A 15,292-nucleotide genomic window follows, 5' to 3' on the forward strand; every position below is an offset into this window, starting at 1 on the left:
CTCGACAAAGCCCGCAACCCGCACGCGAAGATCGAGGGAATAGCTGTGAACCATGATCCACCTCCCGTTCAAGCAAGGGAATCACAGCTCCGGCCCGCCCAGAAGCCCAGGAGTCTAATTTCCAGTCCGATGCTCTAAACCTGTTGGTGAGCGAGTTTGCGTCTGGAGCCGCAGAGGAGGCCGCGAGCGGTTCGGCAGGTGGGGGCGATCGCCCCTGGGGGTTCCAGTGTGCTCATTGAAGTCAGCAGCCCGCTTTCGGGCGACTTCACCATGCCGGCTCTCAGATGCTCAAACGTCTATAGAAGATACTCTATTGGCGTTTGACCATCTGAGAGGACGGAGGGCTTCCCGCTGGCGCCTCCGGTTGACCCCACGGATCGGTATGCGTGCACCATTCGGCTGGTGGGCGTTGAGCCCAGGGACGAGGAGGCCGCGCTCGTTAAATGCGCTTGATCCGGCGGAGTTGCTTCCGTTACTCGACGGGTCCGATGGTAGAAGGCGAGAAATGTGATCTCGATCAGCAATCGTCTTGAGGCTCGTCGATGTGTTCGAGTCGGAACTGCACCCTGAGCCTGCGATCTCCTCGTTGAGCTCCGCGAGCGACATCTCCTCGACGGCCTTTATCTCAGCGGGATGCACGGCAAGAGAGCCGCCGATGGCCTGCCGCGGCAGGCCCCACCCGCGGTTCAGAAGCGCATTCGCAACAGCAGCACGGATATTGTCAGACGAGCTGTTCCGCATGAGGTCGGCAAGGGTCTCAAGCGCCTCCACCGTGTAAGTGCGCGCGAGCGTCTCGACCTCGCCCTTGATCGAGGGACGGCCCTTCGGGTTTCCACTCTGTCCCGGCTGCCAGAGACCTCTGCGCACCGACATCTGATCCGCTCCTGTTAGCAGGACTTGCTCAGGTCAACGCAGAGGAATCGGTTGAGATTCATGTCTCAGGCTTGAGCTTACAAACGCAGCCTGGGCACAAGGCCGAAACGCAAAGGTCTTGCAAAGAGCGTGGAACGCGCCTCGCGGGAGGTGGCGATAAGCTGGGTCATCGCCGGACCAACCCGCTCGACCTCTACTTCAACATATCAGGAGCGGCCAGAAAAACATGTCGATCAGTGCCGCACGGCACCATCGTGGGTCATTCGACTGAGGGTGGCAAGCCGAGTGCACCACTCGGCGGCAAATGGAATATGGACTGGTAACTTACACGGAAGTCACCGTGGGGGCGGCCGTGCCGGCTTTCCGTGAGCCATGGAACAGCTTACGTTCCTGCAGCACTCCGTGGCGAGCTGAGCGCCACCGCACATTGTGGACATCCCAATTCAATCGTATTCTCTCCGCTCCTTCAAGGGCAACTTGCAGGGTATTGCGAGTGGTGCCCGCGATGTACACCTCAACTTATATTGTGGAGGAAAATCACCCCTATGAACTGTCCCAATACAACCGTGGCCGTGTCCGTAGCTGCAGTCCTTTTCGCCCTCGTGGTCGCTTCGCTTCCCGCTTCGGCGCATTCATTCAGTGAGAGCGGGACCAAGGGAACCGCTCCCATTGCTCAGCCGGCCGTCTCGTCTCGCCAGGGGCTCCATTCGGCGGCATACTCGGCCCGCCCCGAGATCCGAGTCAGGCAACTTCGGACATATACCTGGGTCGAGGTCGAGGCGACCCGCATGCTGGAGCGCATGCGCTGACGCGCTACCGAATGCGGTGTCTCATCGGTTTATCTTTCAAGGCCAAGTTCGGGAAGAGCCGCGAGAGGGCGCGGCCGATCTTCTCGCGGCGGCGCCCTCTCGCGGCTGATCACTTAAGTCACGCCGAGAGCGCGATCCAGACCGGAAACGGTGCGGATGGGTGTAGCCGCGATAGCCCTTGTCGACATGGATGCGCTGCGGCGCGACGCGGGTGAACCGCTCCAACTCGGCCAGCAAGGGTGCCAGAGTGTGGCTGTGAAAAAGATGGCCGTGCCGGGCCTTGGCGTGCAGCAAAACGCCAGAAAGGGCGGCACTATCCCCTGCATTCCTGCAGAAACGAGTCCTTGCCGAGTGCCGATTGCCGTGGCTCCTCTAGGCCCTCGGAGTTCTTCACGGACGGCCAGTCCGCAGCACAAAATCAAGAGCGCCTATCAGTCAGCAGAAGCCGGGCCTCTACTCGCCGATTGGCTGCCTCGAACGGATCCCTCCCTGGAAGCGGCTTCGACTCACCAAACCCCTTGGCGGCCAGCCGGCGGGATTCAATCCCATGGGTTTGCAGGTATCGCACGACTGACTCAGCTCGCCGTAGCGAGAGACCCATGTTGTAGGTTTCGCTTCCCGTCGCATCAGTATGGCCATCAATTGAGAATGTGGCCTGAACAAGCTGGGAACTCTTGAGCGCTTGTGCGAACTCATCAAGATTGCGCTTGGCTTGCTCCGAGAGGACAGCCGAGTCGTATTCGAACTGGACGATAAGATCGAAGGGCTTGGATGGACACTCAGGCTCGGTGCCAACGCAAACCCCTCGGTCTGGGACCGCCCCAATACCTCGGGTCCGAGGCTCAATCAGAGGCGCGAAGACCCCAATAACTTGATCGGCTGTATAAGCTGGCTGGGCGAAAACACTGCCGGGCAATGCCCAAATGAGCACAACAAGAGCAGTGCACGCCCCCAAGATCGTGCGTGACATCGTGCTTGCGCCGAACTTAGTGTTTCTCAGGGTAGCCAGTCTATCATAGATATCGCGCGTCAAACTCTCTTTTTCTCAGAGTCCATCCTGGAATTTGTGCGTGTTGGGAAAGAGGTCGCGTAAGGAGCTTGACAGGAGCAGCGTAGAGTGGCGCACTGACGTCAAGCTTGAGGAGCATGCCCGGCAAGACAACGAGGACTGGGCCGCCGCGTCAGCCCTCGAAGATGAAGTATGCAGCATCAATACCGAGGGTTTGGCGGGTCCGCGTCACCTCGTCGAATAGCTTCGTGAACAGGTCGCCGGTGGGGACGGATTTTCTCGCCGCAACGGCCGCAAGCGGCTGCGAACTGGCGATGGCAATCAAGATCGCTTTACTGGTGTGTCTGCCCTTCCGCAGCCCTTGAGTGAAGGTGAGGATTGCACCACTGCGCTTCGTGGCTTCAGGCGGCAGGACGTCGACATAGCCGTCATCAGAGACTAGCAACAGCGCCACATGGCGGTCACCTAGGCCCTCGACCCTACCGATGAGCGGTTGGGACCCGCGCAGGTTGTATGAGACAATCTGGAGCCGCGGCGCCGGCTCTTTAAAGTTATCAACCCGCTTCAGAAACTCGACAGCTGGGCATTGCGTATTGGTGACCAGACGAAGGCTGATCTGCGCCTCAAATCCCCACCTCTGCCGAAAGTCAGCATTGAAGACTTCGAACGGAACGCGAGACGTCCCAAAGGCTTCGATTGACGCGGTATCGCTGCTGACAAGCATGGGCCTCAGCAGAAAGCAGTCACCGCCGTTGTACTGATCGATGTAGTGCCTGACCGTTTCGGCCCGGTTGGGCGGGTCAGGCGATGGAGGCGGAGGCGCGGGCGGAACCGGATGAACCGTCGGGTCAAGTGGCTCCGGGCTCGTGTTGCCGGGCGGGCTGAGATTAGGCGGGCTCTGACCGCTCGGGTTCGGCGGCTCGGGTACGCGGTCGGCCAACAGCGAACCGACCAGGATCGCCACAACCGTAAGCGCGACAGCTCCCGTTGCCGCGCCTAGGATGATGGGCGCGGGTCTTGCCGCCGCAGCAGGAGCTGCTGGACGCCAGGTGGCGACCTCCGTCATGCTTGCCGGACGGTCGGCCGGGCGCGGCTGAAGCATGCGCTCGAGTAGCGGGCGCATGCGTTCGTCGATGGTGCTCAGGTCTGGCAGCCGGCGGCGCTTGTCCAGGATCTCGGCTTGGCTACCGCCCATCGCCAGCGGACGGCTGGAGATTGCCCCTGCCAGGACAAGCCCGAAACTGTAGATGTCCGATTTCGGCGTGACCTCGCCGCCGAACAGGCCGAGCTGCTCGGGTGAGACGTAATTATACTTGCCGGCAAAACCTGAGCCGATCACGGTAGTCTCGCCGACGAGCGTCGTGCGGGCTATGCCGAAATCGATGATCTTTGCCCGGGCGACGTTGCCGCCGGGCAAGATGATATTGTCAGGGGACACGTCGCGATGGATGATTCCGAGCTCGTGGGCCGCGTGAAGTCCAGCTGCGATGCGCTGCTGCAGCACCTGGACGGCCTCGAAATTAAGCGGTCTCAGACGCAGGCAGTCCGAGAGCGTCTGTCCGTCCACGAACTCCATGGCCAGGTAGGGACAGCCTAGATCTGGGTCGATCGTGAACACGTAATAGCGGACGATGGCCTCATGCTGAAGGTTGTGGAGCGCCGCGGCCTCCTTGCGGAACAGGGCCAGCGCGGTCTCGTTCTCGGCAAGGTCCGGACGAACCGTCTTGATCGCGACCGGGTCGCCGGTCTGGATGGCCGTAGCGCGGTAAACCTCGCCCATGCCGCCGACGGCTACCAGCCGCTCGACTTCGTAGATGCCGTTGAGGCGTGTTCCCGCGGGAATCCGCTGCATGGACCCTTGCGCAGGGGGTTCGATGGACGGCATGCGCTACCTCCAGCAACCGAACCGTTCGAGTGTCCGACTTTGAACGGCTCTGCGATTCAAACCCGCCCAGATTTGCTTGTCACGCAATCCGGAGTAGAATGACCTAATTCGAGGGGCTAAATGCACGCGCTGCTTGGCCTAATTCTTGGCTGCGTCGTCGCGTTGACGGCAAGCTTGGGCTTTGCAGCATCTCCCGAGAAGCGCATCGCGCTGGTCATCGGAAACACCAGCTACAAGCACGCCCCTGCTCTCCCCAACCCGCGCAATGATGCGCAAGACATGGCGGCTGTCCTCAGGCGCCTCGGCTTCGAGGTTGTGGATGGTCTCGATCTCGACCAGCGCGGCATGGCAAAAGCCCTCGCCCAGTTTGCCCGGAGTGTGCAAGAGGCAGATGCGGCGCTGGTGTTCTATGCCGGCCATGGCCTGCAATACCAGGGGCAGAATTTTCTCGTTCCGGTGGACGCGGAGCTGAAGGACGACGTCAGCGTTTATTACGAGACCACGAAGCTCGACGATGTCGTCGTTGCGCTCAACCGCGCCCGAGGCGTGCAAATTCTCATCCTCGACGCCTGCCGCGACAACCCGCTTGCGGCGCGTCTCAAGGGGAGCGACGGCTTTCGCTCTCAAGGTCTGGCCAAGGTTGGGGGCCGGGGCATGATCGTCGCTTATGCGACGCAGGCGAATGACGTGGCCATGGACGGCGTGGGGCGCAATAGCCCCTTCACGGGCGCGCTCCTGCAAGAAATTGAAGAGCCGGGCGTAGAGGTCGGGGAGCTGTTTCGTCGAGTGGCGGCGCGGGTGAACGCGCAAACTCAGGGGCGGCAAACCCCGGAGCTGTCGCTGTCGCACTTCCGCGAGTTCTACCTTAATCCGGGCGAGACGGACGAGAAGGCCTGGGCACGCATCCGCAACAGCTCCGACCGTAGCGAACTGCTCGGGTTCATGAGCCGCTTTCCCAAGAGTCAGCTGGTGGATGCAGCCAGGGCTCGCCTCGACTTTATGGAACTCACGCAGAAAATCGCCGAGCAGGAGCGCCTCGCCCGCGAACAGGAGCGCAAACGGCAGGAGGAGGCGCGTCTGGTGGCCGAGGCGGCCGAACGCCAGAAGGCTGACCAGAAGGCGCGCGAGCTGGCCCGGCTCGAGGACGAACGCAAGGCCGCCGAGATGGCCGCGCGGCAAAAGGCCGAGCGGGAGGCGGCACGGCAGGAGGAGGCGCGCAAGGCCGAGCAGGAGCGCCAGCAGCTTGAAGCCCGCCGGGTCGCCGAGATCGCGGAACAGCTGAAGGCCGAGCAGGAGCGCCTCGCCCGCGAACAGGAGCGCAAACGGCAGGAGGAGGCGCGTCTGGTGGCCGAGGCGGCCGAACGCCAGAAGGCTGACCAGAAGGCGCGCGAGCTGGCCCGGCTCGAGGACGAACGCAAGGCCGCCGAGATGGCCGCGCGGCAAAAGGCCGAGCGGGAGGCTTCTGCCGAGCCGCTCAGCTGCGTGGGCTGCTTGGCTGACCGGAACGAGGGGCTTAACCAAATCGCATCGCAGGTCAAAGCTGCTCTGCTGACGCCGGAGGTAAAACTACCGCCCGAGGGCCCAGTGCTCGCCACGATGCTGCAGCCTAGGCCGGTTTCCCCCAGCAACAATCAGCTATCGCCGGCTGCATGGGAGACTACAGCTTCCCTGGGCCCTGAACCCGCCATGGAGGCGCCTGTCGTATCGCAGGACAAGCTGGAAGCCGGCGCGCCTATCTCCCCCAACAGCTTCGACCGTCCCGAGACGGAGGACCGGGCCACCAATCCGCCAGCATCGACGGATGACGGGAGCCTCGTTGTGGCGCGGCGGCCCGACGACGCGACGCCGGATAACCCGGCCGGTCTGGCGGCAGCCCTCGGAGTGACACGTGAGGTGCAGGAACGACTGCGCGCCCTCGGGTGCTATTCCGGCGAGTTCGAACCGATATGGGGCGAGAAATCGAAAACCGCGCTGCAGAACTTCTTCCGCAGCACCGGATTGACTCCGCCGCCTGCCCCCGTGACGCGCACCGTATCGCTCGATCGCGATCTGCCTGACAGCACGATCCTCGACCTCCTCCGCTTGCACGAGGGGCGCGCTTGTCCCCCAGAGTTAAAGCTCAAGTCGCCTACACGCAGTCTGCAGCCGCCTGGTCGGCGCGCTGGTCGCCCGGACGGTGGGACGATGCAACCGCGTGACAAGGCCAGCAAAGAGGTCCGCCCGTCCCCGCTGGTAAAGTTGCCGACCTACGACAAGCCTTCTGCCGCGAAGCAGCGCGAGAAGTCCGTGGTACGCGCACCGCAGCCCTCGCCGGCGGCTCCGGCGCCGAGCAGGACCTTTGGGCCGGCAGAAATTGGGGCCGCGCGGCTGATGAACCGCATGTAAATGGCCGATCCTCACCGCGTTTGGCTCTCGCCATGTGGGGTCTTCGCGCCTCTGACTGGCACTACTCGGACCCGAGGTGTGACTTCCTGCCCTGATTCGGGGGCGTTCGAGCATGTTGCGCGGGTGCAACAGGACCTTGTTCTTTGTCGCCAACTGAAGTCGGTAGCGCCAGGCGGCGGCTGCGGCGAGCACACCCTGGCCAGTCTTGCATAGAACACAACCCATTGGAAAGCTTAGGCTTTCGAGATCGAGCGCTTTCTTAACATCACAGATCTGAGCTGCCGTAGCAGACTTAACTATTGTGCAATGGCTGCCCTTGCGTCATCGGGGAGTTAACGTAACGTCACTGCCGGATATGTTGCTGCGCGATGACTGATACCAATTCCCGCTAGCCAGAACCTATGAGCTCGACGTTGGCACTCGAAGGATGGCCGGGACCATGGGTTCTGCTTGGCGAGACTTGGTATTAGCCGCAGCAAGGGGGAGTTCTATCAAATGGATATCGGAAAGATTTCTGACAACGCGCAGGCCGCGGCGTGCTCGATGAAGCAATTGGCGAGGCGCCGTCTTCTTGAGGGGACGACTTTAGGGAGTGGTGTGCTGGCACTCTTCCTGGCGGCGCCCGCAAGTCCTGCTCTTGCAGCCTGCACGCTTGGAGCCATTGCTCCTCCCCCGGGCGAACCGTCCACGCTCGTTGTATGTAGCAATGATCCCGAACCCAACGGGGTGTTTCTAGCAACTGGCGTTAACACACCTACCGAACCGACTATTCCTGCAGAGGGGGACCTCTTTCTAGAACTGAGGTCAGTCAGAGTGGACTTTTCCGGCGAGCTACTCCCCGCGGTAAGTGTCAGATCAGTGGATGGGAACATTGCATCATTTTTCGGGGACGCTGCCACGACCGTCACGGCCACCAGTCCCCCGGGGGCGCATATGGTGGGCATTGGAGTAAGTTCGAACGGTGGTCCCGTATCGGTTAACACAGACGGCCAGATCGATGTGTTCACAACCGGTGCCGGTGACAGTGCTATTGGTATCGAAGCATTTCAGGACGCGTCTTCGAGCAATGCTCCGGTGTTCGTCACTGCTAATGGTGCTGTGAGCAGTCGGCAATCCAATTCTTTTTCGCTTGGAGCCGGCATTTGGGCATTCAATCGCAGCATCGGCACGGGAGCAGTGACGGTTGGCGGCTCGGGGACGGTCACCGGCACCAACGGCAATGGAATCGAGGCTACCGCCGATGGGGTCGGCATACCTGGCGTCAATATCGTCACGGTCACCGGAACAGGAGCGTCCATCTCCAATGCTGGTGGTTTCGGTATCCTGACCCAAGCCACAAACGCTGGAGCCGTTGGCAACGTGCTCGTGGACCGTTCGGGGGCAGTGACGGGTGCAGTGGGTGGCATTTCTGCCACGAATGCCGGAACCGGCAATGTGACCGTGACGAATACGGGCCCGGTGCAAGGTGGCTCAGGTGTCGGCATCGAAGCTGTATCACACGGCGGCAATATTGTCGTCTCGCCGGCCTCCAGCGTGATAGGTACAACCGGCATCATAGCGGAGTCGCTCGAACCTCCAGTCATCATCGAAGCGGAGTCGCTCACGGGTCGCACGATCAGCGTGACCACTGTCGGAAACATCACCGGCACTGAAGGCGAAGGCGTGTTTGCGCGCGTAGTCGGGGGCGGCGCGATCAGCATTGACAACCGCGGCTCTATCCGCGCAACCGACGGCATCGTCGCAAATGCGTTGACAGGGGGTAGTATTGGCATCACCAATCAGGGCGCGATCAATGCCGGATTTGACGGAATCGAAGCGTTTGGCGCCGATAACATCACAATCACGAATAATGGCGCAATCACTGCAGCGAACGACGGCATCGCGGCGTTTAGTAGGTCCGGCGCCGTAAATGTGACCAATGATGGCACCATCACCGCCACCGGCCCCGTCTCCGAAGGGACGGCTACAGGCATCGCGGCGTCTAATGGGTCCGGCACCGTAAATGTGACCAACAACGGGACAATCACCGCCGAGGGAAATGGCATCACAGCTTCCACAGATGCCGGCGCCATAACGGTCACCAACAACGGTACGATCACCAATCCTACGACCACCGCTGGCGGCGACGGCATCGACGTTCAGACATTTGAGGGCGGCGCCATAACGGTGACCAACAACGGCACAATCGACGTTGTCGGAAATGGCATCGCGGCCGACGGTTCTTTAGGCGACGCCGTCACGATTACCAATAACGGTGCGATCATTGCCGATGCGGCATCGATTATCGCTACGTCTCCGCTCGGCCAGATCACTATCGCCAACACGGGCGATATCTTCGGTTCCGATGCTAACACGGCGGCTGTCATCGCCCGCTCTGCGCTGAGCCAGATCTCCATTACCAACACGGGCAGAATCTTCGGTGCAACCGCAGCCATTGACGCCGCAGTGCTGCCGCCGGGCCCCGGTCTGCCCGTCCTGCCCGGCCTGGGAAGCCTGACGATCACCAACTCGGGCCTCATCACATCCCAGAACGATTTGGCAATCACGACCTCGGGCATCGTGCCTGCGACCATCGACAATCAGCCCGGCGGCATCATTCGCGGCTTCGTGAACCTGTCGACGCCTGGCAACGTGATCAACAACAGTGGCACCTTCGAGGCTAGAGGCGCCAGCTCGTTCGCAGGCCCATCTGACATCTTCAACAATTTCGGCCTGCTCTCACTTGCCCCAACCGTTGCCCCGGCCAGCGGCCCCACCTCCGTTTCTTTCGTTAATCTGGGTCAGTTCAACAACGCCGGCACCATTTCCCTGGTCAACGGGATCACGGGAGATACGCTCACGCTGGGCGGCAACTACACGGGCCTGGGCAGCAGTAAGCTCGCTGTTGACGTCAACACCGCCGGCCCGACTCCGTCCGCCGATATCCTGGCCATCACCGGCAACGCGAACGGGGTGACTGCGGTCAGTGCCAATCCTGTGACACCCGGCCAGACAGCGTTCATCACTACCCCAGTCCCTGTGGTAACGGTCACGGGCACGGCCCCTCCGGGCACCTTCGTTGGTGCCCCGTTGGGCTCGGGTTTCTTTACTTTCGACGTCACCCAGGTCGGCCAGACGTTCTTTCTCACGACCTCCCCGACGGCGGCGGCGGCCCAGCTGCCTGCAATCGGTACGGCCGTCCAGAATGTATTCCAGGCCTCCACCGCCACTTATCAGGAGCGCATCACAGATCTACGCGCGCAGCTCGAGCGCAGCCGAGCGGGCGTGCCGATCTTCGCCGGCCTGTCATCGTCCGTGCCGGATGCCGCATTCACGGCTCTGGTGTCCAAGGACAAGGGTGTCGTGCATACAGCACCGCCCGCGCCCCCGATGACGCCGTCTCTCCGGCCGGCCGTGTGGGCTCGCGCTTTCGGGGATGTGCTGGAGCAGGACGGCAATGTCAACGGAACGTTCGGGGGGCGCGCCTTCAGTTTCGGCACGGACTTCCGCCAGAGCACCTTTGGCTTCCAGGTCGGCCTCGATGGCGTCTACAGCGGTCTGACTTCACCGGACGACGGCTTCATCGTCGGAGCCTTGGCTGGGTATCTCGGATCCACGGTCGATTTCAAGAACTCCCCGACCTCGGCTGACATCGATGGTCCCACAATCGGTGTGTATGGGTCCTATCTCCGCGGTCCGCTCTTCGTCGACCTGATGCTGAAGGCCGACTTCCTGAACGTGGATTTCGAGCCCCTGGTCGCACGTCAGTCGATCGACGCCCGCAACTACGGTGTGGTGTTCAGCACGGGCTACAAGTTCCAGGTCACGGACGCCTTCTACGTTGAGCCCGTGATTGGCGCCGACTACGTTCACACCGACTTCGACCGCGCCTTCCCGATCGGGGGAATTGCGGTCGGCCTCGATGACGCGGATGCCTTCCTCGGCAGGGTCGGCGCGCGGGTGGGCACCGTCTTCACGACGGGGGACCTTCGCATCGAGCCGAGCCTGCTCGTGAACCTATGGCACAATTTCAGCGATGACGCGGCCGCTACCTTCACCAGCGGTCCTATCGCGCTGCCCCTCGCGAACGACTCGGCAAAGACTTATGTTGAGCTCTCGCCCTCGGTAAATGCGTTCAATCTCCGCAGCGGCGTCTCGGGATTTGTCAGAGCCGAGTTGCGTCTGGGCGACGACCTGGTCGGCGGGGGCGTGAAGGCAGGCCTGCGCTACCAGTGGTAAGAGCAGGGGCTTGGCGAGCGCTCTTTCAGACAGTGGAAGCGCTTGACCCAGCCCACGCTCACCCGAAGTTTCTCAGCAGTTGACGATCCCACTCACAGTCCGTCCGAAAGGGTTTGAGTAGCTGGGGCTGACGTGATTCCGACGGGTTGTCGCAGCCTTCTGGAACTGCGATGTGGATCTCAGCCACTCGGCGGCACTTTAGCCGCCGCTGGGTTGCGTTACGAAGCAGATCTGACTGACGCCGAATGGGCTCGCATCGAGCCTCTTCTGCCGTTTCCATCTGGGCATGGACGTCCGCGCTTCTGGCCCATGCGGGAACTCCTGAACGTGTCTTCTATATGCTGCGTGGCGGCATTGGCGGGCCGTCTCTGTCCCGCGACCTGCTACCTGGGTCTCTAAAACACCAGATGTCTGCACTGATCACTATGCTACAAACCGCTGCACGAGAGGTGTGCAATGGTTGGCTGCGCAATCCCGATCGGCTCCGCCAGCCACCGCGCTGAAGTTGGCTTTTCGTCAACAATTCAGTCTGCCAATTCGTCCGGCTAGCCGGATCCTCAACCGAGTTCCGGAAAATTGGCTCTGATCGTCTAAGCCACATAAATCAGGGGTGAGGTGCGCGTAGTGCCGCTCAGTCACGCGTGTGGCTGCATGACCAAGTTGAGCCGCGATGACGCTCATCGGAACACTTCATAATGCGAGTGTCGAGGCATGTGTGTGGCGCAGAATGTGGAGCGTGGCTGCCGGCTCAATCGCAGCCCCCTAGAGGCGGCGAGCATGGACCTTGCCTGTTCAGAGGCCTTCCAAGGTCTGCCATCCTCGTGGGTGAAGATGAGAGCACTCGGCGCAAGCCCTTCGGTTCAGTCACGGAAGAGGGCACGAGCTTGGTCGGTGAGAACGATATCGCGCGCCTTGCCGGACTTGCTCTGGCGCACGCCAACGGTCCCGGCGTGCTCGTTGAAGTCAGCAGCCCGCATCCGGGTGAGCTCGCCACCCCAGCTCTCAGATACGCATACGTCTATAGAAGATACTCTATTGGCGTTCGCGTATCTGAGACGACCGAGTGCTTCACCTGGAGTGCGGCTCAAGGCAGGAGGTCCTTCAACGCACACTGAGATCAATACCGTCGCTCAGCGTAGCGCGCACCTCGGAACCGAGGCACGCTCATCTGGCCTTATCTGCTACGGGGGCGCGGCTACATCGTGCGGACACACTCCTGGATCTACTGGGACCGCGAAGGCCTGCCGCCCCGCATCGACCACGTCACCAAGGTTCGCCTACCGCCCGGCCGCTTTCCGGTCGACGACTGGCTCCTGCCCGACGGCGTTGCGGAGGCCGCTGACGCGTATCGGCGCTCCGGGATGACCCGATCACACCCGTCGGAGCACCAGAGCGTCTGAGACGATGATCAACCCGCAAAAGGAGCTACCCGTGGATGTTCCCGACATCCTGAAGAAATTACCGAGATGCGCGGCTGTCACGCACCCGGTCGACCGCATCACGGTGCTCGTCGAGCGCGGCGTGGTCGGCTACGTCTGGCCGCCATTCCCGGTCGATGCCGACCTCTTCAACCGCGCCCACAGGATCACGCCGGTCCAAGCCCAAGCAATGCTGCACGGCTCGCCCCGACCATCCGATGCATCAGGTCCCGACCGCCGATCCCGACCGCGCGGCACGGGATCAGCACAGGCGACCTCTAGGAGAGTCACTGGCGCCCGCCAGCGGCTCGGGGCCACTGACTACCCTTCAGCTCACGAACCGGCCTCAGCGGCCGCGAGAATGGATTCCAGGCCATGTCCAAAGCCTCGCCCCCGCAGCTTGAAGGGCAATCTCCTCAACGCTCGCGACCGGCTGGGCCAGACCGTGCTCGAGATCGTCGCCCGCGATGTAGCCGCCCATGGCGAGGAGGTCCTCGTGGCGCTGCGCCAGCAGAATCCAGTCGCCTATGCGCGCTTCGTCAGCGACATCGTGCGCCTCAAGGAGCGGCCCAAGAAGGATCCCATCCGGCAGCGGCGCGAGCCACGCCCGCTGCGGATGAAGAAGCTCCTCGAGGCCATGGACGATCAGCCAATCGATCCCCAGAACCCGCGGCTTCCCCCGAAGCACGTCGAGCGGATGGTCCAGGCGTCGGAGAAGCTGATGCCCAAGACACCATGGGAGCTGTCGCCGGACGAGCTGCGCGGCATTTGGGATGCCGATCTCGCCACCTGGTTCGAGACGAGCTGGCGGAACCGCCGCTGGTTTTCTCAGACCCGGTCGTAATCCTCCGGTGCCGGCCAGGCAATGTCGGCTAGGACCTTCTCCGCGCGGGCGGGCACCAGGCCAGGATGACAGCCTCCCCAAGCGGGGCCATTGTGGTTCCGCCCGAGTGCCGAGGAGGCCCGTGTGTCGGCGCTCACTCTACTGCAACCTGAAGGTGGGTTATCCTGCCCAGGCGCAAGGGACTCCGGCCATGAGGCAGCTCTGGTCGCTCATCGGGATACTGCTTACTGCGACACTCCTCTCAACATGTGCCGCTGCTCAAACCTATCCGAGCCCTGAGCCTCCGCAAACGCCCTCGCCCCCGCCGCAGGACGAATTCGGCAACCTTGCCGCTCGGTTCCTCGGCAGCACAGAAGATGTTTGGCACCGGGTTTTACCCGCTCAGGCAAATCGTCAATATGAGCCACCCAAACTGGTCCTGTTCTCCGAAGCAACACGCTCGTCCTGCGGGCTCGTTCAAGCCGCTGCAGGGCCGTTGTACTGCTCTCACGACCGGACGATCTATATCAGTCCGTCAATGTTTAATCCGTTAGAACACGTCTGGCGTGAATTTGCTCTGATGTACGTCGTTGCCCGGTCAGCCGGCCTTCATGTCGAGAACCAGTTGGGGATCCTGCCCAGGGTTCAGGAGCGCCAACAGGAACTTCAGGCAGCAGAGCGCAGTGCACTGTCTCTCCGGGTCGAGCTCATGGCCGATTGTCTGGCAGGGGTGTGGGCCTCAGAGGCACTTCCGAATTTGAAGACCCTGCCGCATGCCGCTCTTGAGCATGGCCTAGGGGCCATGAAGGCTCTCAGCCCGAACCCGTCTTCGGCACCAGATCTACCACATCGAGGCAATCTGGCCGTTGGCTCCCCTGAACAGCGGGTGCGCTGGTTCAAAACGGGGGTTGAGAGTGGCTCGATCAAGAGCTGCGATACATTCCGCAAAGCCCCGTAAAATCGACCCCGGTGCATGGGAGGAGGCCGATGCTGATCGCGCCCGACAGCGCCAGTCTGGGGCAAGGCGGAGGCCGTGTGCTCCTACGTGAGCTCCGCAGTATCCTACCCAGAGCGGACGTCTGCTGTTGATCGGTGCGGCTGCAAGTGGTGATGAGTCCGCACGGCTTGCCTCGGAGATGCAGCAGCTCGGGTTTAGCTCCACGTGGTCTTGGCCTACGCTAACTTCACTCAATCTCCTCTGCTTTCGCCTCCTCTGCAAAGATCGTCATGCTCGAGCCTAAGTTCAGAGCCGGCTGTCGCGGTGTGGTGGTGAAGCGGAGTAGAATTGGTGTTTCTCCCATCACCGCCTTGAAGCGGGCCTGTCGCAAACTCTGACGTGGGTCGCACGAGGAGGTGATCCGACCCCGGTTTTCAGGCTTTGTTAACCTCTGGAAGTCCGAAGCAGAGCGCGAGCAGCCGGTTCTGCTCGCGCACCGTTCAGGCGCCCGCAAAGCCGAAGCCCTTGCGCAGCCATAGCATGGCCCCGAAGCCCTGGATGGTGCGCCGCGCCGTGCTGAACGACCGGAAGCCGCCGGTCCTGGCCATGTTCTTCTTCAGCCGGAAGTGGTCGCTCTCGATGCCCTGCTGCAGGTGCTTGGTGACGTAGTGGAGCGGCGCTCGTGCGAGAAGGCCGGCCTTCCGGGTCGCCGCGATGGCGGGCGGATAGGGCCCAGCCGCGTCCGTCCCGATCCGGTCAGGGGAGAGCAGCGGCTGGTCTTGTAGCGCCTCGCGGAAGAAGCGCTTGGCCGCCTCGAGATCGCGCGTGGCGGTGAGCAGGAAGTCGACCAGCGTGCCGTGTTTGTCGAGGGCCCGGTATAAGTAGTCGGCCCTGAACAATGCCGTTTGATCGGGCGGCGATTGGATTCCAGGGGT

9 protein-coding genes and 1 pseudogene are annotated in these 15,292 nt (G+C 62.1%); 6 read left to right on the top strand and 4 right to left on the bottom strand.

Translation table 11 applies throughout. The features are described from left to right. Positions 1–288 precede the first annotated feature (288 nt). On the bottom strand, positions 289–873 hold the full coding sequence (locus BN1233_RS48790) for a hypothetical protein (RefSeq protein WP_063776781.1): 585 nt from the start codon (positions 871–873) through the stop codon (positions 289–291). A gap of 545 nt (positions 874–1,418) precedes the next feature. On the opposite strand from BN1233_RS48790, the gene BN1233_RS34050 reads away from it, so the two are divergent. After that, positions 1,419–1,682 carry a hypothetical protein gene (locus BN1233_RS34050; protein ID WP_046868085.1) on the top strand — a complete coding sequence of 88 codons (264 nt, stop codon included), beginning with the start codon at positions 1,419–1,421 and terminating at the stop codon, positions 1,680–1,682. A gap of 418 nt (positions 1,683–2,100) precedes the next feature. Here BN1233_RS34050 and BN1233_RS34055 read toward each other — a convergent pair whose 3' ends face one another. Then, complete coding sequence (locus BN1233_RS34055; protein ID WP_048710702.1) at positions 2,101–2,652, bottom strand: OmpA family protein; 552 nt, start codon at positions 2,650–2,652, stop codon at positions 2,101–2,103. A 211-nt stretch (positions 2,653–2,863) separates the two neighbouring features. Then, positions 2,864–4,576 carry a serine/threonine-protein kinase gene (locus BN1233_RS34060; RefSeq protein ID WP_046868086.1) on the bottom strand — a complete coding sequence of 571 codons (1,713 nt, stop codon included), beginning with the start codon at positions 4,574–4,576 and terminating at the stop codon, positions 2,864–2,866. Between the two features lie 120 nt (positions 4,577–4,696). On the opposite strand from BN1233_RS34060, the gene BN1233_RS34065 reads away from it, so the two are divergent. The 5 genes from BN1233_RS34065 to BN1233_RS45320 all read left to right on the top strand — a co-directional run bounded on the left by BN1233_RS34065 (position 4,697) and on the right by BN1233_RS45320 (position 14,378). Then, the gene (locus tag BN1233_RS34065; RefSeq protein WP_046868087.1) at positions 4,697–6,961 is read left to right on the top strand and encodes a caspase family protein; all 2,265 of its coding nucleotides are present in this window, start codon (positions 4,697–4,699) and stop codon (positions 6,959–6,961) included. Between the two features lie 933 nt (positions 6,962–7,894). Further along, complete coding sequence (locus BN1233_RS34070; RefSeq protein ID WP_187144441.1) at positions 7,895–11,179, top strand: autotransporter domain-containing protein; 3,285 nt, start codon at positions 7,895–7,897, stop codon at positions 11,177–11,179. A 1,202-nt stretch (positions 11,180–12,381) separates the two neighbouring features. Next, on the top strand, positions 12,382–12,579 hold the full coding sequence (locus BN1233_RS47725; protein WP_147707711.1) for a hypothetical protein: 198 nt from the start codon (positions 12,382–12,384) through the stop codon (positions 12,577–12,579). A 31-nt stretch (positions 12,580–12,610) separates the two neighbouring features. Then, complete coding sequence (locus tag BN1233_RS34075) at positions 12,611–13,441, top strand: hypothetical protein (RefSeq protein ID WP_048710700.1); 831 nt, start codon at positions 12,611–12,613, stop codon at positions 13,439–13,441. Positions 13,442–13,631: 190 nt separating this feature from the next. Then, positions 13,632–14,378, top strand: coding sequence for a neutral zinc metallopeptidase (locus BN1233_RS45320; protein ID WP_187144442.1), 747 nt, complete (start codon positions 13,632–13,634; stop codon positions 14,376–14,378). 413 nt (positions 14,379–14,791) lie between these two features. Here BN1233_RS45320 and BN1233_RS34085 read toward each other — a convergent pair. Beyond that, positions 14,792–15,292, bottom strand: a pseudogene (locus BN1233_RS34085) (DDE-type integrase/transposase/recombinase); the annotation flags it as partial.

It is taken from the genome of Microvirga massiliensis (assembly GCF_001006805.1).
Taxonomy (GTDB): domain Bacteria; phylum Pseudomonadota; class Alphaproteobacteria; order Rhizobiales; family Beijerinckiaceae; genus Microvirga; species Microvirga massiliensis.